The sequence below is a fragment of the Haloterrigena salina JCM 13891 genome (genome assembly GCF_000337495.1).
Taxonomy (GTDB): domain Archaea; phylum Halobacteriota; class Halobacteria; order Halobacteriales; family Natrialbaceae; genus Haloterrigena; species Haloterrigena salina.
In genome coordinates this window covers 41,958-64,361 of the sequence record NZ_AOIS01000064.1, presented here as the reverse complement: position 1 = coordinate 64,361, position 22,404 = coordinate 41,958, and the positions used below count along the sequence as shown (strand labels likewise).

The 22,404-nt window shown below is 68.1% G+C and carries 20 protein-coding genes; 8 read left to right on the top strand and 12 right to left on the bottom strand.

Annotated elements, in window-relative coordinates; all coding sequences use genetic code 11:
- Together C477_RS24635 and C477_RS20495 are read right to left on the bottom strand one after the other, a co-directional pair.
- Positions 1–697, bottom strand: a 697-nt coding sequence (locus C477_RS24635; protein ID WP_008896479.1) for a helix-turn-helix domain-containing protein, incomplete at its 3' end; no start/stop codon positions are given.
- A gap of 123 nt (positions 698–820) precedes the next feature.
- On the bottom strand, positions 821–2,908 hold the full coding sequence (locus C477_RS20495) for a hypothetical protein (RefSeq protein ID WP_008896478.1): 2,088 nt from the start codon (positions 2,906–2,908) through the stop codon (positions 821–823).
- A 159-nt stretch (positions 2,909–3,067) separates the two neighbouring features.
- Here C477_RS20495 and C477_RS20490 point away from each other — a divergent pair, with 159 nt between their 5' ends.
- From C477_RS20490 to C477_RS20480, 3 genes are read left to right on the top strand one after another with little or no spacing between them, the layout of a single operon-like run.
- Positions 3,068–4,540 carry a DUF58 domain-containing protein gene (locus C477_RS20490; protein WP_008896477.1) on the top strand — a complete coding sequence of 491 codons (1,473 nt, stop codon included), beginning with the start codon at positions 3,068–3,070 and terminating at the stop codon, positions 4,538–4,540.
- A complete protein-coding gene (locus C477_RS20485) occupies positions 4,537–5,073 on the top strand; it encodes a hypothetical protein (RefSeq protein ID WP_008896476.1) in 537 nt (178 codons plus the stop codon). The genes C477_RS20490 and C477_RS20485 overlap by 4 nt, the downstream gene beginning before the upstream one ends.
- Complete coding sequence (locus C477_RS20480) at positions 5,063–6,058, top strand: hypothetical protein (RefSeq protein WP_008896475.1); 996 nt, start codon at positions 5,063–5,065, stop codon at positions 6,056–6,058. The genes C477_RS20485 and C477_RS20480 overlap by 11 nt, the downstream gene beginning before the upstream one ends.
- A gap of 417 nt (positions 6,059–6,475) precedes the next feature.
- On the opposite strand, the gene C477_RS20475 is transcribed toward C477_RS20480, so the two are convergent.
- The 7 genes from C477_RS20475 to C477_RS20445 all read right to left on the bottom strand — a co-directional run bounded on the left by C477_RS20475 (position 6,476) and on the right by C477_RS20445 (position 13,591).
- Positions 6,476–7,507 carry an AAA family ATPase gene (locus C477_RS20475; protein ID WP_008896474.1) on the bottom strand — a complete coding sequence of 344 codons (1,032 nt, stop codon included), beginning with the start codon at positions 7,505–7,507 and terminating at the stop codon, positions 6,476–6,478.
- Positions 7,504–8,628 carry a DUF4350 domain-containing protein gene (locus tag C477_RS20470; protein ID WP_008896473.1) on the bottom strand — a complete coding sequence of 375 codons (1,125 nt, stop codon included), beginning with the start codon at positions 8,626–8,628 and terminating at the stop codon, positions 7,504–7,506. Before C477_RS20470 ends, C477_RS20475 begins: the two co-directional genes overlap by 4 nt.
- A 67-nt stretch (positions 8,629–8,695) precedes the next feature.
- Entirely contained in the window at positions 8,696–8,959 is a 264-nt protein-coding gene (locus C477_RS20465; protein ID WP_008896472.1) for a hypothetical protein, read from the bottom strand.
- Between the two features lie 146 nt (positions 8,960–9,105).
- Positions 9,106–10,377 carry a bifunctional sugar-1-phosphate nucleotidylyltransferase/acetyltransferase gene (glmU, locus tag C477_RS20460; RefSeq protein WP_008896471.1) on the bottom strand — a complete coding sequence of 424 codons (1,272 nt, stop codon included), beginning with the start codon at positions 10,375–10,377 and terminating at the stop codon, positions 9,106–9,108.
- A 292-nt stretch (positions 10,378–10,669) separates the two neighbouring features.
- Entirely contained in the window at positions 10,670–12,253 is a 1,584-nt protein-coding gene (locus C477_RS20455; RefSeq protein WP_008896469.1) for an aldehyde dehydrogenase family protein, read from the bottom strand.
- 114 nt (positions 12,254–12,367) lie between these two features.
- Positions 12,368–12,841 (bottom strand): hypothetical protein, encoded by a 474-nt coding sequence (locus C477_RS20450; RefSeq protein WP_008896468.1) that lies wholly within the window; start codon positions 12,839–12,841, stop codon positions 12,368–12,370.
- Between the two features lie 117 nt (positions 12,842–12,958).
- The gene (locus tag C477_RS20445) at positions 12,959–13,591 is read right to left on the bottom strand and encodes a hypothetical protein (RefSeq protein ID WP_008896467.1); all 633 of its coding nucleotides are present in this window, start codon (positions 13,589–13,591) and stop codon (positions 12,959–12,961) included.
- A 150-nt stretch (positions 13,592–13,741) separates the two neighbouring features.
- Between C477_RS20445 and leuS the strand changes: the two genes are divergently transcribed.
- From leuS to C477_RS20420, 5 genes are all read left to right on the top strand, one after another.
- Entirely contained in the window at positions 13,742–16,498 is a 2,757-nt protein-coding gene (gene leuS, locus C477_RS20440; protein ID WP_008896466.1) for a leucine--tRNA ligase, read from the top strand.
- A 192-nt stretch (positions 16,499–16,690) separates the two neighbouring features.
- Complete coding sequence (locus C477_RS20435; RefSeq protein ID WP_008896465.1) at positions 16,691–16,987, top strand: HalOD1 output domain-containing protein; 297 nt, start codon at positions 16,691–16,693, stop codon at positions 16,985–16,987.
- A gap of 88 nt (positions 16,988–17,075) precedes the next feature.
- Positions 17,076–17,825: a J domain-containing protein gene (locus C477_RS20430; RefSeq protein ID WP_008896464.1), complete on the top strand. Its 750-nt coding sequence runs from the start codon at positions 17,076–17,078 to the stop codon at positions 17,823–17,825.
- 81 nt (positions 17,826–17,906) lie between these two features.
- Complete coding sequence (locus C477_RS20425; RefSeq protein ID WP_008896463.1) at positions 17,907–18,509, top strand: DUF420 domain-containing protein; 603 nt, start codon at positions 17,907–17,909, stop codon at positions 18,507–18,509.
- Between the two features lie 62 nt (positions 18,510–18,571).
- Entirely contained in the window at positions 18,572–19,048 is a 477-nt protein-coding gene (locus tag C477_RS20420; protein WP_008896462.1) for a hypothetical protein, read from the top strand.
- Positions 19,049–19,129: 81 nt separating this feature from the next.
- On the opposite strand, the gene C477_RS20415 is transcribed toward C477_RS20420, so the two are convergent.
- From C477_RS20415 to C477_RS20405, 3 genes are all read right to left on the bottom strand, one after another.
- A complete protein-coding gene (locus C477_RS20415; protein ID WP_008896461.1) occupies positions 19,130–19,903 on the bottom strand; it encodes an ABC transporter permease in 774 nt (257 codons plus the stop codon).
- A complete protein-coding gene (locus C477_RS20410) occupies positions 19,900–20,901 on the bottom strand; it encodes an ABC transporter ATP-binding protein (protein WP_008896460.1) in 1,002 nt (333 codons plus the stop codon). Before C477_RS20410 ends, C477_RS20415 begins: the two co-directional genes overlap by 4 nt.
- Positions 20,902–20,969: 68 nt before the next feature.
- The gene (locus C477_RS20405; RefSeq protein ID WP_008896459.1) at positions 20,970–22,376 is read right to left on the bottom strand and encodes a metallophosphoesterase; all 1,407 of its coding nucleotides are present in this window, start codon (positions 22,374–22,376) and stop codon (positions 20,970–20,972) included.
- Positions 22,377–22,404 lie beyond the last annotated feature (28 nt).

The window sequence follows — 22,404 nt, the reverse complement described above, 5'->3', positions numbered from 1 at the left end:
CCATCAGAGATGTGTATAAGAGACAGGACTCGAACAGCGGCGCGACGAGCGCGTTTCGGTCGGCCCAGTCGAAGCCGTCGATCGAGTTGACGCGCTGGCTGATCGTCGGGCTGCTGACGCCGAGCCTGTCGGCGAGCTCCGCCTGCGTCGCGTCGGGATGGTCGTAGATCGCCCGCAACGTCTCGCGTTGTTTCTCAGTCAGCGTCGATCGGTCGATGGGGAGTTCGGGTTCGCCGTCGCGAGCCGCGTTCCGTTCGGTCGGTGCCGGTCCATCGGTCGTCGAATCGCTGGTCACTGCGGCGGTAGCGGTCTCCGACGCTGCCCCGCCGTCGGTCACCGTGACGTCGGGATCAGAGGGCCGTTCGTCGACCTCGGTCTCGTTCGACGGCGGTGCGATGTCGTCTCCTGGCGGCTCGGTATCCACCGATTCCGCGTCGGTCATTGCTGACTCGACTCCGTTCGGTTCCGCATCGTTCGTCGGCGCCGACTCGCTCGCCGAGCCGGCCGCCGGATCGCCGTACTCCTCGAGGACGCGTTCGACCGTCGACGTCGTGGCGCCGCTGACGGCGTCGGCGATCGCTTCCATCGACTCGTCCGGGTTCGCTTCCGCGTGATCGAGGATCTGTTTGTGGATGATTGCACGCGGCGCGTTCTGTTCGATATCGAGGGTTGCGTTCGAATCGGTGGTTTCACCCATCTACTCCGGTCCTATTCCGGACCGTCACTTATAGGTTTCCTGAGTTTCAACCCCTATTCTTAGATTTACCATCGATAATAAAACGCGCTGCGGCCGCGAGCGGTGCGCTAACGTCGCTCTTCGCTAATCGTCTGCCGGACCGGTCCGGGTCGTCTCGGAACACAGTTCGCGAGCCCGCTCGAGGACCGCCTCGGCTTCGCGTTCGGAGACGCCGTCGGGTCCGAACGCCGCCCGTTCGTACCCCTCGGTGACGTCCCGGAGCGGGGCCGACGCCGTCTCGGCGTCCGCCGACTGATCGCTGTACCGGCGGTAGAACTCCCAGTGGGTCAGGGGACCGGACGCGGCGAACCGCGACTCGAGGGACTGCCGAACGGCGGCATAGCAGTCCCGGACCGCATCGTTGGGATTGCCGCTCGAGAGCTGATCGCTCGCCCGCGACAGGAGCGTCCGAGACGAGACGGGGTCGGGCGTCCCGGCCGTCGTCGGCGCGTCGTCGGCCTCGTCCGGGTCGGTCGGCACCGGCGCCGGCTCCGACGCTCGGTTGCGATACCAGTAGCCGCCGGCGCTGACGGCCGCGACGAACAGTCCGAGCGCCAGCCAGGCCCACGTGGGCAACAGCGAGTCGGCAGCCGTCGGGAAGGTAACCGTCGTCGCGGCCTCCGTCCGCGCCAGGTTGGTCCCCTCGTCGTCGTGGACGGCGACCAGTTGCACCTCGCCGGTAGCCGTCTCCTCGGGGACCGTGACCGAGGCGCCGAACGCGCCGTCCGCGTCCGTCGAGACCGTCTCGAGAACCGTCCCGTCGGCGACGATTCGAACCGATTGCCCCTCGACCCCGCCGCCGGTCGCCTCGAGCGTGCCGTTGACCGTGACCTCCCGCTCGCCGGTGGAACTCGCGGAGACGGAGAGTTCGGGCTCCGTTTCCGCGACGGTGACCGTCGTCGAGTCGGCGACGCTCGCGAGCGCTCGATCCTCGAAGGGGAGGGAGATCCGGAGGTCGTGCTCGCCAGAGGGGACGTCCACCGGCACCGTCGGGTTTCCGGTGGTCGACCCGTTGCTGGAGCCGAAGAGTCCGAGCGGCGTCCCGTCGATCGAGGCGACTACCGGGACGTCGTCGACCCGTTCGTCGCCGACCCGGAGGTCGTAGTCGACGGCGACGCGATCGCCGTACGCGACGGTGGCGGGCTCGACGTCATCGATCGCGATCGTCGGCTCGACCTGTTCGATATCGACCGGGACGCTGGTCTCGCTCCCGAGGTACGCCGATTCGTTCTCGGGGACGTACTCGACTGTCACCGAGTCAGCCGACAGCGGCACGGAGATCGGCCGGTACTCGAAATCGAACCACCCGCTTTCGTCCGTCTCGGTTCGGATCTCCTGATTCCCGACCTTGAGGCGGATCTCCTCGTTCGCGATCGGCGTTCCGTCTTCGGTTTCGATCGTGCCGCTCGCGTCGAGCGGGTCGGTAAACGAAATGTATTCGGACGTCGCCTCGATACTCAGTTCCGTTTCGACGAACGACTCCTCGCGAACCGCCGCCTGTTCGGTCTGGACCTCCTCGTTTACGTCTTCGATCTCCTCGGCGGCGTCGGTCAGGTCGATATCGCTGTCGTTGCTGATCGCGTCGTAGTGGTCCTGAACGTTCTGACTCGAGTTTCCGATCTCCCCAGCCAGCGACTCGAGTTCGCGGGCGAGTTCACGGGCGCGTTCCTCGTCGCCCGCTTCGCGCGCCGCCTCGTACTCTTCTTTCGTCTCCTCGTACTCGCTGACCGCCTCGGTCATTCGCTTCTGCTCGTTCTGCGCTTGGTCGAAGGCTTCGGCCCGTTCGGCGTCGCCGGTCACCTCGACGTACTGCTCGAGTCTGTCGCTGTACTCGTCTCCGACGAGCTGGCTCGCGAGGTCGGCCTCGCCCTCGCTGAGCTGGATCGCCCCGTCTTCGAGCTGTCCCGACAGCTTGTCGGAGAGCCACCGCTCGAGTTCAGCCTGGTCGGCCCCTTCGTCGTACTCGTCGGGGTTTCGGTGGCGAACGGTGTCGTTGTCCGCGGTGTCTCCGTCAGCGTCCGGCGACTCCTGTTGGGCCGCGATCCCGGCCAGCGCCGAGCCGTCGTCGACGCTCCCCGCGGAAGCGGCGGCGATTCCGCCACCCGTCGCGCTCAACGGGAAGCAGACGAGCAGGAGGGCGAGGACGAGCGTTCGACCGACGGCGTTTGTCACAGGGATTCGGTTTACCGCCCACGACAAAAAACTATTCTCTCTGCGAGGGTGACAGCTCGTGCTCGCCGGCGCGCCCGCATCCGACCGCGCCGACGAGCGCGTTCGCTGCAGCCGTCGAACACCAATACCTTCAACAAGATTCACGGAGACCGGTCGGACATGAAACCCACGCGTCGACTGTGGGCCGTCGCTGCCCTCGCGGCCTTTCTCGCGGGCGTCGCAGTCGTTACTGCCCGTCCGCTCCTCCTCGGCGGCGCCGGGCTGGTCGGCTCGTGGATCGTCACGCGCCAGTATCGGTTCTACCGCACGCTCGAGGAGACGGTCGACGCGCTAGCCATCGAGCAGTCGGCCGCCCGCGCCGGCGTTCGAACGGGCGAAACCGTCCCGGTCACGCTCTCGGCGAGGCTGGCCGCGCCGTCACCGCTCGCCGTCGCGATCGAGGGCGGACTCCCGACGGCCGCCGCGGCCGACGACTCGCTCTCGCTGTCCCTCGATCCGACGACGTCCGCGACCACCCGAACGGTCGACGTCACGTGGCCGACCGCGGGCCACCACCGATTCGACGAACCGACCGTGACCGCGACGGACGGATTCCTCCGCGAGACGGTGTCGCTCGGAACGGCTCCGACGGTCACCGTCGAGCCCCGCGGTCCGCGGACCATCCACGTCGGCGAGGGCGGCGATCGGATCACGATGGCCTACGGCGAACACGAGGCCGGTCGTCTCGGGTCGGGGATCGAGCCCGCGGAACTCCGCGAGTACATGCCCGGCGATACGGCCGATCGGATCGACTGGAAGGCCACGGCCAGGCTGTCGACGCCCCACGTCCGCGAGTACGAGGCCGAGACCGACCGGCGGACGCTACTGATCGTCGACCACCGCGCCTCGCTGGCGACGGGGCGACCGGACGAAACCGAACTCGACTACCTCCGCGAGGTCGCGCTCGCGACGGCCGCGAGCGCGCACCGCCTCGGCGATCCCGTCGGACTGCGCACCGTCGGCGACGAGGGGATCACGTTTCGCCTCGACCCGACGACGACGCCGGTGGCATACGATCGGATCCGGCGTCGGTTGCTCGACCTCGAGCCGACTGCCGATCCGTCGGCCGCCGACGAAATCGGACGCGAGAGTCGGCGGAGGCGGACCCCGCCGCTCCGGAGCAGCGGCTTCACCGCGGCCGACGCCCGGGCGAAACGCATCGGCCTCGGTGACGACGACGACCGGTTCGCCGCGACCCTTCGCCCGTTCTACGCCGCGCGGGAGGGCTACCGCGAACGCATCGAATCGGACCCGCTCTACGGCACCGTTAGACGGGCCCACAGCGGCAACACCGAGGGGCTGTGGACGATCCTCTTCACCGACGACTCGCGGCCGGCGGAGCTCCGCGAGACGGTTAAACTCGCCCGCGGAAACGGCAACTCGGTGCTGGTGCTGCTCGCGCCGACGGTGCTCTACGAGCCCGACGGCCTCGCGGACGTCGAGGACGCCTACGATCGCTACGTCGAGTTCGAGGACCTGCGCCGCGACCTCGCCCGGATGTCCCGCGTGACCGCCCTCGAGGTCGGCCCGCAGGATCGCCTCTCGACGGTCCTCTCGGACGGACGCGCCCGCGCTCGAGGTGAGCGCGCATGAGCGCGACCCCGACGGCCGATCCGGCGACCCGGGGCGACCGTCCCCGGTCGACGATCGGTGCACTCGCCGTCCTCACCGCGGCGCTGGCGCTCCTCGCCGGGCCGATCGGCGCGGTGGCCGGGCTCGCAACGGCGCTGACCTGGTACGGGCTCGGGACGCCGTACGCGCTCGCGGCCGGACACGTCGTGCTCGCGGCCGCCTTCCCGGAGGGGATCGGTCTCGAGACGTTCCTGCTCGTCGAACTCGCGTTCGTCGCGGTCCTGCTCGCCGCCGTCGTCCGGACCCCGACGGTGCTGCGAGACGCCGTCGTCGTCCTCGCCAGCGCGATCGCTTTCGTCGGGACGGGCTGGATCGTCGCCGACTCCCGCTCCGTCTGGATCGCCGCGGGGACGCTCCCCCTCCTCGTCGCGCTCGCGGCCTACGCCCTCCACCGGTACGAGCTCGTCAGTCTCGGGCTCGTCCCCGACGCCGCCGACACCCCGCCGGACGCAAACGTAGACGCCGACGCCGATTCACCGACCCATGAGCAGTAACAACATCGACACGACCGAGTCGTCCGCGTCGCCGACAGCCGCCTCGAGCACTGCCGAAGACGCGGGCGCGGAAACGGAGACGGAGACAGTCACCGACGCGGAGGCGACGACCGACGACGACCGTCGGGAACTCGCCGCGCAGGTCGAGCTCCTCGCCGACGAGAACCGACGGCTACGCGAGGAGTACGTCCGCGCCCGCCAGTCCCGGTATCGGGCCACTGCGATCGGTCTCGCCGCGATCGGGATCGTCGCCGCCCTGGGAAGCATCGCCTTCCCCGACGCGCGGGAGGTGCTCGTCGCGCTCGGGGCGACCGGGCTCTTCGGCGCCCTGCTGACCTACTACCTCACGCCCAGCCGGTTCGTCGCGGCCGACGTGGGCGAACGCGTCTACACCGCCTCGACCGCGAACGTCGCCGCGATCGGCGACGAACTCGGCCTCCGCGACGAGCGGGTGTACCTCCCCGGCGAGACGGCACCGGCCCGGCTCTACGTCCCTCAGCACGCCGACTACTCGCTCCCCGACGAGCGCGCCGGACCGATCGTCGTCGACGACGACGCCCGGGGCCTCCTGCTCGAGGCGACCGGGGCCGAACTCTTCCGGCCGTTCGAGCGGGCGCTGACTGGCGACCTCGCCGCCGACCCGACGCCGCTGGCCGCCCAGTTGACCGACGGCCTCGTCGAGCAGTTCGAACTCGCGCGAAGCGCCGAGTCGGACGTCGACGCCGGCGACGGGCGCGCCACGATCGCGGTCAGCGACAGCGCGTTCGGCCCGATCGACCGCTTCGATCATCCGATCCCCTCCTTCCTCGCCGTCGGCTTCGCCGCCGGCCTCGAGCGGCCGATCCGACTCGAGATCGCTCCGGGCGACGACCGGGCCGACTGGTTGATCACCTGCCGGTGGGGCCTCGAGACCGACCCCGAAGACGAGCCGGCGGCCGCCGGCGATGCGGAGTCGACGGCGGATGCGGAGACGACAGCACAGTAATCGACGGAACGGAGCGAGGCGAGGGACGCTCGCGTTCAGTATACTAAGTGTCGACTCCTACACCTTCGTCACCGTCTTCTCCCTCGCCGGGAACGACGGTTGCTTACTAGTCGTTTCCGTTCTCCGCTAGTGGATTAGTGGCTCGGTATCCGTCGGTGGAGACGGTCAACAGCCGCTCCTCGCGATCTCTACGGAGAGGTCACACCGGATTATCACTCATACGAATCGGCGCGGAGTTCGGTACTAGTACTACCGATCGAAACTCCGCTCGTAGCCGAATTGTGGAAGGTATCGGTCAACGGCGGCACGGTCGAGATCGACACTGTGGCTACTGCGAACGGGGCGGCGTCTCGAGTCCACCGACGAAAATCGAGCCCGAGAAACGAGTTCCCTATCGACGGGGACTGTCCCGATCGACTACTCTCGCTTCGTGCCGCCGTCGCTCACCGGCCGGAGTTCGATGGCTTCGGCGCCCGGCGGCGTGACCGAGTCGACGATGTCCGCGACGACGTCGGCGGGCGCCACGTCGCTCAGGTCGGCGTCGGTGCTCAACACGAGTCGATGGGCGAGGATCGACTCGGTCAGGACCTTCACGTCGTCGGGGATGACGTACTCGCGGCCGTGGATCGCGGCCCGCGCCTTCGCGCCGTCGAGAAACGCCAGCGACGCTCGAGGCGAGGCGCCGTGGGTGACGTCGGGGTGGTCCCGGGTCGCCGCGACGAGGTCGAGAACGTACTCCTTGATCGGCTCGGCGACGTGAATTTCCGAGATGGACTCCCGCGCCGCGAGGAGGTCCGACACCGCGACGACCTGATCGACGGTTTCGGGGCCGAGGTCGGGGTCGGCGTCGAACCGCTCGAGCAACTCGCGTTCGTCCCCTCGACCGGGGATATCGACGGTGAGTTTGAACTGGAAGCGGTCGCGCTGGGCCTCCGGCAGCTCGAAGACCCCCTCCATCTCGATCGGGTTCTGCGTCGCGATAACCATGAAGGGCGTCGGTAGCGTCAGCGTCTCGCCCTCGATCGTCACGCGCCGTTCCTGCATCGCCTCGAGCAGCGCCGACTGGGTCTTCGGCGTCGCGCGGTTGATCTCGTCGGCGACCACCATGTTGGCGAAGATCGGCCCGCGCTGGAGTTCGAACGTGCCGCGGGATTCCCGGTAGACGTGGGTCCCAGTGATGTCCGCCGGCAGGATGTCCGGCGTCATCTGGATGCGGGTGTAGTCGAGGCCGGTCACGCGGGCGAACAGGTTCGCGAGCGTCGTCTTCGCGACGCCCGGAACGCCCTCGAGGAGGACGTGGCCCCGCGTGAACAGTGCGATCGTGAGGTGTTCGACCGCCGATTCGTTGCCGATCAATACTCGGCTCATCTCCTCGCGGACGGCCTCGTAGATACGCTCGGCACCGAGGGTACCAACGGAACTGCCGTCGACGGGGTCGTCGCCGTTCATTGATCGTCCGGTTCCATATCGTCACGGTTAAGCGCTGCTATCACGCGGCGGACACGATCCTCGTCCCAGTCGGGGTGGCGGTCCCGGAGCGCGGCCGCCCGACGCTCGTCGACGTCGTCCCCTGACGGCACGGCGATCGGCGCGTCGGTCGGGTCGTTCCGGCGGGAGAGTCGCGTTCGAACGCGCTCGAGCGACGGCCGGAGGCGACGACGCGAGAGGGTCGCGATACCGGCGATCCCCGCGGCGCCGAGGAGGACCTGCAACAGCGGCAGTTCCCGGACCGTCAGGACGGCAGCGGTCAACGGCGGTAGGTCCTCGGAGTGGGAGAGATCGATGAGCACGTGGTCGGCGTCGGCGGACAGTCGCTGTAGGAACGCCGCGTTATCGGGTTCGTCGATCATCGCGTTGATGGCGATACTCGGGTCGCCGACGACGACGACCTGTCCCTCCGAGACGTTCTCGACCGCCGCGACGGGATAGCTGTCGAGCGTCTCGTTACCGTCGAGTTCGTCGTTGCGATTGACATCGCGGTAGGCGTACTCGCTGGTCCGGACGAGCACGGTCGCCTCCTCCTCGTCCGTCTCGAGCGCGGAGGCGTAGTTGAGCGTCAACTGGTCGATACCCTCGGTGTAGGTGTGGTTCTCGACGCCGGTCGCGACCGGCATCGTCGGCCCGCGGTAGTACTCCTGTTCGTCCCGGAGCACGGCGCCGTCGGTCCGCGTCTCGGCGCCGACGTCGGCCAGCAGTCGGTTTCCGTTCGTCCCGAAGTTCTCGAGGACGACGAGGGTCCCGCCGTTATCGACGAACCGTCGGATTCGATCCACGTCCTCGCCCGCGTACGTCTCGTCGGGGGCGACGACGAACGCGACCGTCTCGTTGGGCTCGTAGTCGTCGTATCGCGCCGTGTCTCGGACCAGTTCGCTCTCGGCGCCCGATTCCGACGCGGTCTGCTGTCGGAGTTCCGACGTGCCGTCCCACGAGGGGTTGTAGGGGCCGAACGCGGCCGACGAGGTCGCGGCGGCGACGAGCAACGCGACGACCACGGTGGTCGACAGCGCGGCGAGGAGCACGCGGGGCCAATCGAGACCCTCACCGTCGCGGAGCCACTCGCGGACGGTCATCGGCTCACCTCCGCTGGGACCTGAGAGACAAGCACACGGGCGACCCGCGAGCCGTCGTCGACGATCGCTACCACGGCAACACCTCCGGCGGCAGGATCTCGAGGATACGACGGACGACGACGACCGCGAAGCCGACGAGGCCGAGCGCGATGAGCCACCGGAGGCGACGGCGCCAGTCGGGCGTGACCGCGAACGGCGCCGTCAGTTCGGTGACGATCAGCAGGCCGATCAGCGAGAGCACGAAAAACAGCTCGTAAGAGAACGATCCGAGCAGCGAAAGCACGAGCACGGCCGCGAGCATCCAGGCGAGCTGTCCCCGGATGTATCGCATGCGTCGATGTGTCGGCATCTAGTACCGGAGGCGACGCCGGCCACCGTAAACCCTCGGGGTTTCGTCGGCGGATGATCGGACGGGCGGGTCCGTCGATAGATACCGATTCGTGCGGGGCGCGAGCGGTCTCGAGGAAACTCGTGGCCCTACCGGTCTCGCTCGACGCTCTCGCCGGGACGCGTCGTCGCGCCGGTCGTGAGTTTCAGTCCGGGCGAGAGACTCGAGTTGATGCCGGTCTTGACGTCGTCGCCGGCGACGACGCCGAACTTGCGCCGCCCCGTCGAGACGCGCTCGCCTTTCACGGTAAATTTAATATCCGCGTCGTCGTGGCGGAGGTTCGCGACGTTCGTCCCGGCGCCGAAGTTGACGTCGCGCCCGAGGACGCTGTCGCCGACGTACGAGAGGTGACTGACCGACGTCCCGCGGGAGATGACGCTGTTCTTGACCTCGACGGAGTGGCCGACCGACGCGTCCTCGCCGATCAGCGTCGCGCCGCGGACGTAGGCGTTCGGCCCGACGGTCGCGCCCGAGCGGATCAGCGCCGGCCCTTCGACGACGACGCCCGGTTTCACCGTCGCCCCTTCCTCGACGACCACGTCGCCCTCGAGGTGGGCGTCGTCGCTGACCCGGCCGTCGATCCGCCGGTCGAGCTCCGCGATCTTCCACTCGTTGGCCTCGAGGAGCTCCCACGGGCGGCCGACGTCGAGCCACTGATCGAGCGTGACCGGCGCCACGTCGAACTCCTCGATCACGCTCGCGAGCACGTCGGTGATCTCGTGTTCGCCGCGCTCGCTTTCGGGGACCTCGAGCCACTCGCGGGCGCGTTCGGGGAAGGCGTAGGCNCTCGCGAGCACGTCGGTGATCTCGTGTTCGCCGCGCTCGCTTTCGGGGACCTCGAGCCACTCGCGGGCGCGTTCGGGGAAGGCGTAGGCGCCGGCGTTGGCGAGGTTCGTCGGCGGCTCCGAGGGCTTCTCGACGATGCCGGTGACCGAGTCGCCGTCGGTGCTGAGCACCCCGTAATTGCGCGGCTCGTCGACGGCGATCGCACAGACGGCCGGACAGTGCTCGAAGAGGCGATCGACCGCCGCCGGATCGTAGAGGTTGTCTCCGTTCAGGACGGCGAACGGGCCGTCGATGTGTTCTCGAGCGGTGTTGACGGCGTGGGCCGTCCCGGCCTGTTCGGTCTGGACGGCATAGGAGATCGGCACGCCGCGGTACTCGTCGCCGAAGTAGTCACGGACGGTCTCGCCCTCGTAGCCGATCACGAGGACGATCTCGTCGGCGCCGGCGTCGATCGCCGCGTCGGTCGTGTGGGCCACGAGCGGCCGGTCGGCCACCGGCAGCATCGGTTTCGGAATCGAATCAGAGAGCGGTCGAATGCGCGTGCCCTGTCCCGCCGCGAGGACGACTGCTTTCATACGTGCGGACGATTCCATGAGCTCTCGGATAAGCGATTCGCTACCTCGCAGGGAGATCCAGTTCGCCCGCTGACAGCAGGGCGTCGTCGATCCCTATTCGAGTCGAATCGCGGTGCGATCCGCGCCGGTAAATCGCTTCGACAGCACCAGGACGGTCACGAACGCGATCGAGGTAAGAACCATCGAGGCCAGCCTCGAACCCAACCGACCCGGATCCGGAAATTCGGTCCGGGATATCAGGACGGCCTCGAGCGTCACGGTGTGGGTCGGAATTGGTGCGCTCGTCGCGTGCTCAGTCCTCGGAGGTCGTGATGTCGGCGGACAGCCCCTGAGCCATCTCGATATCTTTCGAGTTGTTCATCGTCCAGGCGGTGCGCTCGGTGACGGCCTCGATGGCCTCGCGCGCGCTCGGGTAGCCGTTGCCGGACTTCTTGACGCCGCCGAAGGGCAACTGCACCTCCGCGCCGATACACGGGAGGTTCGCGTAGGCGAGGCCGAGGTCCGCTCGGTCGCGGAAGGCGTTGAGCTGGCGGTAGTCCTCGGAGATGACCGCCCCGGCCAGCCCGTAGGGGGTGTCGTTGTGAATCTCGAGGCCCCGATCGATGTCGCCGTCGTACTCGATGAGCGCGACGTGGGGGCCGAAACACTCCTCTTGCAGACAGCGCAGTTCGTCGTCGGAATCGTAGTCGACTTCGTAGACGAACGGCCCGACCCAGTTGCCGTCCTCGTGGCCGTCGGGGATCTCGTCGTCGTCGAGTTCGAAGCGGTCGACGAGCACGTCGGCGCCCTCCTCGCGGGCCAGGTCGTTGTGCTGGCGGATCTTCTCGACGTGGTCGGGCTCGATCGCCGGCCCCATGAACGTGTCCTCCTCGAGGGGGTCGCCGACCGCGATCTTCTCCGCGATGTCGACGAACTGCGCCTTGAACTCGTCGTAGATGTCCGAGTGAACGATCAGGCGCTCGCTCGAGACGCAGCGCTGGCCGGTGGTCTTGAACGAACTCATCACCGCCGAGTGGACGGCGATGTCCAGGTCTGCCTCGTCGGTGATGACGATCCCGTTCTTGCCGCCCATCTCGCAGGCAGCGAGCTTGCCGGGCTCGTTGCCGACCTTGCCGGCGATCTCGTGGCCGACCTCCGCCGAGCCCGTAAAGAGGACCGTGTCGACGCGGCCGTCGTCGGTGATCGCCGCGCCGGCGTCGCCGTAGCCCTGGACCATGTTGAAGACGCCGTCGGGAATCCCGGAGTCGTCCATCATCTCGGCGATGATCTGGCCGCACCACGGCGTCTGCTCGGCGGGTTTCCAGACGACCGTGTTGCCCTCCACGAGGGCGATGGCCATGTGCCAGAACGGGATCGCGACCGGGAAGTTCCACGGCGTGATGCAGCCGACGACGCCCCGCGGTTTCCGGCGCATGTAGGCGTCCTTGCTCCCGATCTCGCTCGGGACGACATCGCCGTGGGGGTGACGGGCGTTGCCCGCGGCCCACTCGACCATGTGCCAGGCCTCGGTCACGTCTGCCTTCCCCTCGGAGATCTCCTTCCCGCACTCCTTGGTGACGATCTCCCCCAGTTCTTCGTGGCGATCCCGGAGTTCGTGGTAGATGTCCCAGAGGTACTCCGCGCGGTCGATATACGACAGTTCGCGCCACTCCTCGAAGGCGCCGTCCGCGGCCTCGAGGGCGGCGTCGACGTCGTCTTCGGTCCCGCGTTGGAACGTCGCCAGCGTCTCGCCGGTCGCCGGGTTTCGGCTCTCGAACGTCTCTTCTGCGCCGTCGGCGTCGGACTGCGTCCGACTGCTCGCGGGACTTCGTCCCGCGTTGGTCCACTCGCCGCCGATATAGTGGCCGTGCACCTGCTCGGTTGCTTGCTGGCTCATACGGTATCGAACGGCGAGCGCGGTGAAAACGCTGATGGTGGTTCACGAATGTCGCGATAATTGTTCACGCACACCTGTCGCCTGCGCGGAGGACGAGGACCGCGGGAACCGACGCTACCGATCTTCCTCCTCGCCGCGCTCCTTGGTCACGGTCCGGTCACCCTGGGGCGGCTGTCCGTCGTCGTCGGGGTGGCGCTCCGCCCCCGACTCCGTCATCTCGTCCGTTTCCGGCTCGAGGGCCTTCCCCGACCGACCCTCGCCTTCGACCGGCGTCGTCTCATCCGGCACATCTCCGGTTTCGGGACCCATGCCCCGCTGCTCGGATCTGGTGTCCTCGTGGACGGTCGTCTCGTTGCGCTCGAGTCGGATCGCGTCCGATCCGACGTTCCGGACGTCATCTGCGTCGATCGGGACGACCTCCTCGGAGTCGCCGTCCCAGTCGAGGACCGCTTTGATCGACTCGATCGCCCCCGACTTGAGGTCGACGTACGCTGTGTCCGCGTCGGTCATCGTCACGACGCCGATCGAGTCGCCGTCGGCCGTCTCGACTCGTTTGTCGACATCGTTGTCGGTGAACGCTGGGCTCATGTGCGCGCCTACTGCCAACGGCCGAAAGCCGGTGGTGCCTGCAGTGGCCGGCGGTCGATGGGTCGCAGGCGCGCGCTCGAGAGAAGAACTCACAGGGCAGGACAGCGGGCGGTGCCGTCACGGCGGCCCGTTGCCGGGTGACCCGTCGCCGTCGGACGGTCCGGTATCGTCCGGCGGCCCGGCGTCGTCGGGCGGACCGCTCTCGTCTGACTCGTCATCGTCGTCGAACAGATCGGACGAGAACTCCTCGTCGTCGAACAGGCCGTCGTCGGCGTCCGGTTCCTCGGCGTCGAACGGGCCGTCTCCATTGAACGGATCCGACGGCTCTCCGTCGTCGAAGGGGCCCGTCGGGACGTCGTCGTCCTCGGACGGCGGCTCGTCGTCGACGGCGGGATCGGTCTCGGATTCGGTCGATTCGTCGCCGGAATCGGCCGCGGGGTCGTCGCTCGAGTCGTCGACATCGGCCGCGGGGTCGCCGCCGGAATCCGCCTCGCCGTTGGACTCGTTGCTGGCGTTCGGTTCGTCGCCGTCGGCGACCGAGGATGCCGCGCTCGAGTCGTCCGCCGCCGTCTCGACGTCGACGGCGTCCGCCTCGTCGGCGGACCGCTCCGCGGAGTCGTCGTCCGGGCCGATCGGACTGGGGCCGACGTCGGCGACGACTATCATTCCGGCCGCGAACGTGAGCAGAACGACGACGAGGGTCACGAGCAGCGTCCCCGTCGCCGCCGTCGAATCGTCGCCCGAAGCCATTGGTCGAGCACTCGTTTCGGCGCCACCGGCTTTGTTAATCTCTCCCCACAGCCACCGTCCCCCGCTCGAGTCCGCGGGACGGCGCTCGCGGCGAGTGGCGAACAATGATATGGCCGGCACGCCCAGTACTCGGCAGGACTGCTCGCCACAATGACGACGCACTACGATCACGCGCAGGTCCAGGAGTTCTGGCAGTACGTCTGGGAGCGCGACGACGTCTACGAGCTCCCGGCGGACGCCGACGACCCCACGTACGTCCTCGGGATGTTCCCCTACACATCGGGGACGCTCCACATGGGCCACGTGCGCAACTACGCGATCACCGACGCCTACGCGCGCTACCGGCGGATGCAGGGCGACGACGTGCTCCACCCGATGGGGTGGGACGCCTTCGGCCTGCCCGCCGAGAACGCCGCGTTCGAGCGCAAGACCGACCCCGAGTCCTGGACGCAGGCGTGTATCCGTCGCATGCGCGACGAACTCGAGACCATGGGCTTCGGCTACGACTGGTCCCGGGAGATCACGACCTGCGAGCCGGAGTACTACCGGTGGAACCAGTGGTTCTTCAAGCGCCTCTACGAGGAGGGGCTCGTCGAGTACGAGGGCGCGTCGGTCAACTGGTGTCCCGACTGCGAGACCGTTCTCGCGGCGGCCCAGGTGGAGGAACGCGAGATCGAACGCAGTGAGATCTCGGAAGGAGCGAGCGGTGAAACGGCGAGCCGCGACACCGAGCGCGTCTGCTGGCGCTGCGAGACGCCCGTCGGCCGGCGCGAACTCGACCAGTGGTTCTTCACGATCACCGACTACGCCGAGGAGCTCCACGACGGACTGGACGACCTCGAGGAGTGGCCCGACGGCGTCCGCGAGATCCAGCGCAACTGGATCGGCCGACAGGAGGGCGCGCGGATCGGATTCGAAGTCGCCGAGACCGCCGGCGACGCCGAGACCGCCAGCGACGAGGCCAGCACCGCGACGACTACAGTCGACGTCTTCAGCACCCGACCGGAGACGGTCTACGGCGCGACCTACCTCGCGGTCTCGCCGGGCCACGACCTCGCCGACGAACTCGCCGCCGGGGATGACGACGTCGCGGCGTACGTCGAGGACGTCCGCGAGCGCGACCCCGACGAGGTCGGCTTCTCGGGCGTCGAAACCGACGCGACCGCGACCCACCCGCTCACCGGCGAGGAACTCCCCGTCTACGTCGCCGGCTACGTCTTAGAGGACGTCGGCACCGGCGCCGTGATGGGCGTCCCCGCGCACAACGAGCGCGACCACGCGTTCGCGCTCGAGCACGACCTGCCGATCGAGGGCGTGATCGCGCCGAAGGACGCGAGCGTCGACGTCGATCTCGAGTCGGACGCCTACACGGGCGAGGGGATCCTCGAGAACAGCGGCGAGTACAGCGGGCTCGAGAGCGAGACCGCCCGCGAGCGGCTGCTCGAGGAGGTCGCGGCCATCGAGGACGACGTCACCTACCGGCTGCGCGACTGGCTGATCTCCCGGCAGCGCTACTGGGGGACGCCGATTCCGGTCGTCCACTGCGACGACTGCGGGCGCGTGCCGGTGCCCGACGAGGACCTGCCGATCGAGTTGCCGGAGTTCGTCCGGACGACCGGGAACCCCCTCGACGCCGCCGAGGAGTGGAAACAGACAACCTGTCCCGACTGCGGCGGGCCGGCCGAGCGGGAGACGGACACGATGGACACCTTCGTCGACTCCTCGTGGTACTTCCTGCGCTTCCTCTCGCCCGGCCTCGAGGACGCGCCCTTCGACACCGAGCTGGCCGACGACTGGCTGCCGGTCGACGTCTACGTCGGCGGCGAGGAACACGCCATCCTCCACCTGCTTTACACGCGCTTCTTCACGAAGGCACTGGCCGATCTGGGGCTGCTCGAGCAACGCGAGCCCATTCGAGAGCTCAAGAGCCAGGGGACGGTGCTGTACGACGGCGAGAAGATGTCGAGTTCGAAGGGCAACGTCGTCGCGCCCCAGGAGTACGGCGCGGAGACGACGCGGCTGTTCGTCCTCTCGGCGGCCCACCCCGAACAGGACTTCGAGTGGACCGCGAACAACGTCCGCGGCGCCTACGAACTCCAGCAGGATCTCTACGGGATGGCCTCGGCGTTCGTCGAAGAGGGCGACATGCGCGTCAAACGCCGCCCCCACGACGGCTATCTCGCCCGGGAGATCGACCGCACGATCGTCGCGGTCACCGACGAGTACGAGCGGTTCCGCTTCCACCGGGCCGCCACCGAGATCCGAGAGCTGGCGCGACTGCTTCGGCGGTACCGGGAGTACGAACGTCCCCACGGCGAAGTCTACCGCCGGGGACTGCTGACGCTGGCGGCGCTGATCGCGCCGATGGCGCCCCACCTCGGCGAGGAGTGCTGGAACAAGCTCCGCGGCGAGGGACTGGTCGTCGAGGCCGACTGGCCGACCCCCGAGAGCGACGTCGCGGACTACCGACGCGAGCGCCGACTGGTCGAGACGACGCTCGCGGACGTTCGCGATATCGTCGACACCGCGGCGATCGACGACCCCGAGCGGATCGACCTCGTCGTGGGCCAGGACTGGAAGTACGAGACGATCCGGCTGCTCCGGGACGATATCGACGAGTCGATCGAGGGGGCGGACACCGAGTCGCTCGTCGACCGAGTCCTCGAGGCCGGACTCGACGCCGACCGCGAGATCGTCGCCCCGTTCGTGGCAGAGCTGCTGGCTCGCGGCGATCACACGGAACTCGAGGAAATCTCCGACGCGGCGTCGGAGCGCTCGATCCTCGAGCGAAGCGCCTGGCTGGTCACCGACGAGTTCGACGCCGACATCACCGTGCGTCAGGCGACCGACGGCGACGAACTGGCGGAGGCGGCGCGGCCGGGCAAGCCGGCGATTCACATCAGTTAAGAATCGCTTTAACTATCAGAACAGTAATAACAGTGCCCGTCACTGAGACGCGGGGTTCGAGAACGATCGATAATTCGCCGTCGAACGGCCATCTCCGAAAACCTTCGATATCGAAGGCTGACGGGCGGATTTCTGTCAAGAACGGGATTAAGAAGGACAGTTTTATTCCATCGGATTTGGTAGGGTGGTAATATGACGGAGGGGGACGGCGATAGCGTCGACACCTCGTGTCGGAGATCGCCAAGCCGGACAGTTATCGAAGCCGTCGCCGAGGCCGAGGGTGTACCGACCGAGGAGCTCCGGCCGCCGACGTACGCATCGCTCCACGACATCGTCGATCCGGAAGCGCTGGACTCGCTCTTCGCGCCGCGCTCGAACGGGACGCCACGATCCGACGGGGCGGTTTCGTTCCCGTACTGTGGCTACCACGTCACCGTCGAGGCCGACGGATCGATAACGCTCGAGGAAACGGACGGTCGAACCGAGTAGCCGTCGGCGTTCCGGACGGTCGGGCTGAGCGAGGGGACGCTATCCGGACGGAAAGACTCTTTTCGACGAAGTGCGGTAGTACGGATCAATGGAGAGCCACTACGAGGTCCTCGGGCTCTCGCCGACCGCCGACGAACGCGAGGTGCGGCGAGCCTACAGGACGCTGCTGAAGGAACACCATCCCGACCAGGGTGGCTCTCGAGAACGGTTTCTGCAGATCAAGGAGGCCTACGAGGCGCTCGTGGGCGAACGGCCGCCGGCCGAACCGGAAGCGGACGGCGACGCGACCTCGCGCGTCGAGGACGGGTCGACGCCGACGCCGAGCGATCCGACGTACGATCCGGATGTCGTCGACGTCGACGACCCCGGACACCAGGCCCTCTCCGTCGACGGCGAGCAACTCAGCCTGACGCTCGCGGGACTCGTCCAGCACGTGTCCCTCGAGCGACTCGTGGACGGCGTCCCGGCGGCGACCGACCGGACGGTCGCGTTCTTCCGCGTCCGGAACACGGGCTCGACGACGATTTCCTGGGACGGCGCGGCGAACGCGGGTTTCATCGGCGACGACGGCTTCCTCTACCAGGGGTCGAATATCGTGTCGCCCCACGCCGATCGGCTGCCGGAGCGGTGGAGCGTGTCCGCCACCGAGATCGATCCCGGCCGGGCGCTCGACGCCGTCGTCATCGCGCAGGAACTCCCCGCGGACGTGACCGTCGAGCAGGTCGTGTACACCCACCACGCCGGCGGGGACGGGGCGGACGCGGACACCGAACGCTATCTCTTCGAACTGCGGCCGCTCGTCCGCGAACGGCTCAATCGCCTCCCCTACCGCCGCTAGCGCGCCGCCTCCGGTCGCCATCGCTGCCAGCGACGTTTCGGAATGGCAAGACAGATACGGGATTGCTCCCAACGGTCGACAATGGCAACCGCCGACGCGAGACGACGGCTTCGAGAGCAGCCGATCGGCGCCACGATCCTCCTGACGATCGTCGGCTACACGCTCGTCCTCGGAACGTTCCTCCTCGACGTCCCGATCTATCCGGATCTCTCCCTCGAGCAGGTCAACCTGCTCACGGACCTGATCGCGGTCAACAACGCGATCGCGACGCTCCTCCTGATCGCGGGCTGGTACTGGATCCGGACCGGCGAGATCGCGAAACACCGGCTCGCGATGATCGCAGCGTTCGGACTGATCCTCGTGTTTCTCGTCCTCTACCTCCTCAAAGTCGGCGGTGGCGGCACCAAGCACTTCCAGGGACCGCAGCTGGTGAAGTACGCCTACCTGCTCATGCTCGCCGTCCACATCCTCCTCTCGATCGTCTCGGTCCCGGTCGTGCTGTTCGCGCTGATCCTCGGGCTGACGCACACGCCCGCGGAGCTCCGCCGAACGGCCCACGCGCGGATCGGCCGCATCGCCGCCGGCGCGTGGATCCTGAGTCTCGTGCTCGGGGTCGTCACCAACCTGATGCTCAACCACATCTACGGCTACGAGTTCGCGATGGTGTTCGTCCCGCTGTTCTGAGCGGTCAGTCGGTTCTCCGTACCCCGTGTCAGTATTTTGGTCGTGGCGGTCGGACGAACCGTATGCAGATCCGCGGAAGCCTCTCACCGGCGACGATCGCTTCGTTTCTCGAGGAGTCGACGGTTCCGATCCGCCTCTCCTGTCGAACGCCCGCAGACCACCTCTGGATGTGTTCGCTGTGGTATCGCCTCGAGGAAACGGACGCGGGAGCCGACTCGAGCGACCGCGACGGCTGGCGACTCCAGTGTGCCACGTCGGCGTCCGCCGATATCGTCTCCTTTCTCGAGGCCGATCCCGAGGTCGCGTTCGAAGTGTCGACGAACGACCCGCCGTACGCTGGCGTCAGGGGTCGCGGCACCGTATCGATCGAGCCCGATCCCGAGAAGGAGACGCTCCGGGCGCTCCTCGAGCGGTATCTCGACGACACGGAGTCGGGGCTGGCCCGGGAGCTGTTGCGAGACGAGCGCGAGGAGGTACTGCTCACCGTCGAGCCGGCGGTGGTGTACGGTTGGGACTTCTCGGATCGAATGGGCGACTGAAAGTAGCAGCGGAGCGGGCGCAAGTAGCGGCGGGACGACCGCGAGTACCGGTGCCGAGACGGGATCGCGAACGTGAACGATTCAGTCCGTCCGCGGGATCGACCGCGCGCCGAAGGCGAACGCGACGACGGCGACGACCGCCAGCACGGCGAGGTTCGACAGCGCCGGATCGAGACCGGCTACCCCGGCGACGTCGGCGTCGGCGTACGTCGCCGCTCGGACACCGCGAGCGAAGTAGGTCAGCGGCGAGAGGTTCACGAGCGGCTCGAACCAGCCCGGGAGCTGCTCGAGCGAGACGAACGTCTCGGAGAGGAAGAGCAGCGGGAGGCCGATGGCGTTGCTGGCGGCGACGGCGCCGTCCTGGGAGTCGGTGTAGCTGCCGAGCATCGCGCCGACGCTGCAGAAGGCGACGACGCCGACGAGGATGTAGGGGACCAGCAGCGGCGAGAGCGCGATTTCGGCGCCCGTCAGGACGACCACCATCGCGAGGATCAGCAGGCTCGCCAGACCGATGATCACGGCGTTGACGGCGGTCTGGGCGAGCAGCCACTCGCCGCGGGTCAGCGGCGTCGTCGCGAGCTTCTCGAAGCGGTTGCCCTCGCGGTGGCGCGCGACCTCGCTACCCATCCGCGACAACGGCGTGAAGAGCACGACGACGGCGAGATAGCCGGGCACGTAGTAGGCCGCCGGCTCCGTGAACAGCCCCCCGCCCGTCGGATCCGTCTGGACGAGCGCGCCGAAGATGGCGATCAGGATCACCGGGAAGAAGAACGTGAAGAAGACCGCCGTCCGGCGGCGGACGAACGACCGCCAGCCGGCGCCCGTCGCCGCGCGAACGCGACCGACTCGAGTCACGCCGTCTCACCCGCGCGAGCGAGGTCGTCGGCGTCCGCTTCGCCGTCGCCGTTCCCGCCGGCCCGACCGGTTCGATCGCGTTCCGTCGCGTCGGCCAGCGCGAGGTAGACGTCCTCCAGGTCGGGTTCGGCCCACGTCAGTCCGGAGTACTCGAGGTCGCGGTCCTCGAGGTAGTCGACGACGGTCCCGATTTCGGCGGGACCGACGTCGCGGACGACGAGCGCGCCGTCCGCCGTGGCCCCGCGGGGGCCGCGACCGCGGGCCGGCCGTTCGACCGGATACGCGAGGTCGGCGAAGGCCTCGGGAGTCGCCGTCGTCGTGATCGTGAGCCGACTCGAGCCGCCGTGTTCAGCGACGAGGTCCGCGGGGGTGCCGCGGGCGACGACGGCGCCGTCGGCGAGCAGACCCACGCTGTCGGCCAGTCGCTCGGCCTCGGCCATGTCGTGGGTCGTCAACAGGACGGTCGTCCCCGCGTCGGCGAGGTCCTCGATCAGCCGCCAGACGGTGCGCCGGCCGGCGGGATCGATTCCGGTCGTGGGCTCGTCCAGAAAGAGCACGTCGGGGTCGTTGACAAGCGTCGCGCCGACGCAGACCCGGCGCTGCTGGCCGCCCGAGAGGTCCTCGTACCAGGTGTCGCCGGCGTCCGTGAGGCCGACGTCGGCGAGGACGTCGTCGGGGTCGCGGGGGTCGTCGTACAGCCCAGCGTAGTAGTCGAGGAGTTCGCGGGCGCTCAGGCGATCCGGCGGCGAGAAGTCCTGCGGGAGAACGCCGAGCCGGTCCCGGTCGATCGCCGCCGGCGACTCGCCGAGCACGCGAGCCGTCCCCGAATCGGGCTCGGTCGTTCCGGTCAACGCGCGCACGAGCGTCGTCTTCCCGGCCCCGTTCGGACCGATCAGCGCGAAGACCTCGCCGGCGGAAACGGAGAGCGACGCCCCCGACAGCGCCGTCGTCTCGCCGTACGTCTTCTCGAGGTCCGTCGCGTCGACTACGGCAGACATACGGGCGAGTTTCGGCGCGTCGGGGGTAAGGGGTTCGATTCGCGACTCGGTCGGCCGACTCGAGTCGATCAGTCGGTCGCTTCCGGCGCGGGCACCGTCTCCGGCTCCGGATCCTCGACGACGTGGCGATCCGGCAGGTCGGGCGTGGGCTCGCGGCCGACCGTGAAGAACCGCTCGGTGCGCGTCAGTTCCTCCGTCGCCGGGCTCGGTTTCGTGAACCGTTCGAACTCGACGGCGACGCCCGACGAATCGGACGCGGACGCGCTCTCGGTCCCCGTCTCGGTCCGACCCTCGCTCGCCGACTCGGGCGCGATGCGAACGGCGGCCAGCTGGTAGGACGGGTAGAACACCGGCGGGAGGATGCCGATGATCCCGTCCCGGCGGTGGAGGCGCTTGAGCCACGTCCCGGTGTTGACCAGCACGCCGCCGTCGACCTCCTTCAACATCGGGCGGTGGGTGTGCCCGAAGCAGAAGATCGTCGTCTCCGGCTCGTCCGCGAAGACCGTTCGAGCCCGCTCCTCGTAGGACGCGACCGGATCGACGGTGAGTTCGGTCTCGAACACGCCGAAGCGGTCGACCGTCTTCCTGATGTCCTGGCGGATGAAGTACAGCGGAATACCCGCGAGCAAGAGCACACCGACGACGGCGACGTTGAGCGTGAGGAGGAACCAGGCCGCGGTGCCGGCCCTGCCGAACTGGCCGAGGAACGCTTCCGTCTGGGTGACCGGCACCGACCAGATCCCCGCCAGGTGCAGCCCCGCCAGCACCGCGAGGACGGCACTAATATTAAAGAGCAACAGGAACGGCACCAGCGAGTACCGTAGCAGCGGGTTCATCTCCCGGTAGAAGTACTTCGAGAAGAGCCAGATCGGCATCCGTTCGGTCGGCGTGACCGCCTGTACGTCCTTCAGCCAGTTGTACCGCCCGCGGTCGGAGAGTTGGCCCGCCCGGCTCGTGACGAGCGTGTTGTAGTAGTAGCCGAGCGGCGTCGCGTGGGGGTTCCCCCAGTCTTCGATCTGGTTGTTGGCGTCCTGCTGGTGGCCGTGCTCGAAGTGGATCGCCTGATCTCCGACCGGCCTCGTGATCGTCTGGTCCTGCACGAGCTCGACGTTGTACTCCGCGAAGCGGTCGACGTACTCGTCGTACGCCGCGAGTTCGTGGTCGTGGTTCCCCGGCAACAGCGTGATGGGGACGTTCTCCCCCGTCGCCCGGAGTTGCTCGAACAGCGTCGGATACGTCTCCTCTAGGACCTCGAACTTCTCGATCCCGTCGACCGTCGTGAATTCCCAGAGTCCGAAGGCGTCGCCATTGATGATCAGTTCGGCGTTTTCGTCGGTCCGTTCCAGCCGCTCGAGGAAGGAGCGCAACTCGTCGAGAAACTCGACGTCCTCGAGTTGTTCGTCGCCGCCGATGTGGAGGTCGCTGATGACGTAGTAGACCCGATCGTCGTCGCCGTCATCGGTCTCGGTGGCCATTCGTTCCCAGCCAGTGGCTCCACTTCGA

Excerpts from the sequence above, each read along its gene's own strand:
- C477_RS20490 (WP_008896477.1), top strand. The coding sequence starts at position 3,068 with ATGAAACCCACGCGTCGACTGTGGGCCGTCGCTGCCCTCGCGGCCTTT.
- leuS (WP_008896466.1), top strand. The coding sequence starts at position 13,742 with ATGACGACGCACTACGATCACGCGCAGGTCCAGGAGTTCTGGCAGTAC.
- C477_RS20475 (WP_008896474.1), bottom strand. The coding sequence starts at position 7,507 with ATGAACGGCGACGACCCCGTCGACGGCAGTTCCGTTGGTACCCTCGGT.
- C477_RS20470 (WP_008896473.1), bottom strand. The coding sequence starts at position 8,628 with ATGACCGTCCGCGAGTGGCTCCGCGACGGTGAGGGTCTCGATTGGCCC.
- C477_RS20465 (WP_008896472.1), bottom strand. The coding sequence starts at position 8,959 with ATGCGATACATCCGGGGACAGCTCGCCTGGATGCTCGCGGCCGTGCTC.
- C477_RS20405 (WP_008896459.1), bottom strand. The coding sequence starts at position 22,376 with ATGGCCACCGAGACCGATGACGGCGACGACGATCGGGTCTACTACGTC.
- C477_RS20425 (WP_008896463.1), top strand. The coding sequence starts at position 17,907 with ATGGCAACCGCCGACGCGAGACGACGGCTTCGAGAGCAGCCGATCGGC.
- C477_RS20430 (WP_008896464.1), top strand. The coding sequence starts at position 17,076 with ATGGAGAGCCACTACGAGGTCCTCGGGCTCTCGCCGACCGCCGACGAA.
- C477_RS20485 (WP_008896476.1), top strand. The coding sequence starts at position 4,537 with ATGAGCGCGACCCCGACGGCCGATCCGGCGACCCGGGGCGACCGTCCC.
- C477_RS20410 (WP_008896460.1), bottom strand. The coding sequence starts at position 20,901 with ATGTCTGCCGTAGTCGACGCGACGGACCTCGAGAAGACGTACGGCGAG.
- C477_RS20420 (WP_008896462.1), top strand. The coding sequence starts at position 18,572 with ATGCAGATCCGCGGAAGCCTCTCACCGGCGACGATCGCTTCGTTTCTC.
- C477_RS20455 (WP_008896469.1), bottom strand. The coding sequence starts at position 12,253 with ATGAGCCAGCAAGCAACCGAGCAGGTGCACGGCCACTATATCGGCGGC.
- C477_RS20480 (WP_008896475.1), top strand. The coding sequence starts at position 5,063 with ATGAGCAGTAACAACATCGACACGACCGAGTCGTCCGCGTCGCCGACA.
- C477_RS20435 (WP_008896465.1), top strand. The coding sequence starts at position 16,691 with ATGACGGAGGGGGACGGCGATAGCGTCGACACCTCGTGTCGGAGATCG.
- C477_RS20445 (WP_008896467.1), bottom strand. The coding sequence starts at position 13,591 with ATGGCTTCGGGCGACGATTCGACGGCGGCGACGGGGACGCTGCTCGTG.
- C477_RS20450 (WP_008896468.1), bottom strand. The coding sequence starts at position 12,841 with ATGAGCCCAGCGTTCACCGACAACGATGTCGACAAACGAGTCGAGACG.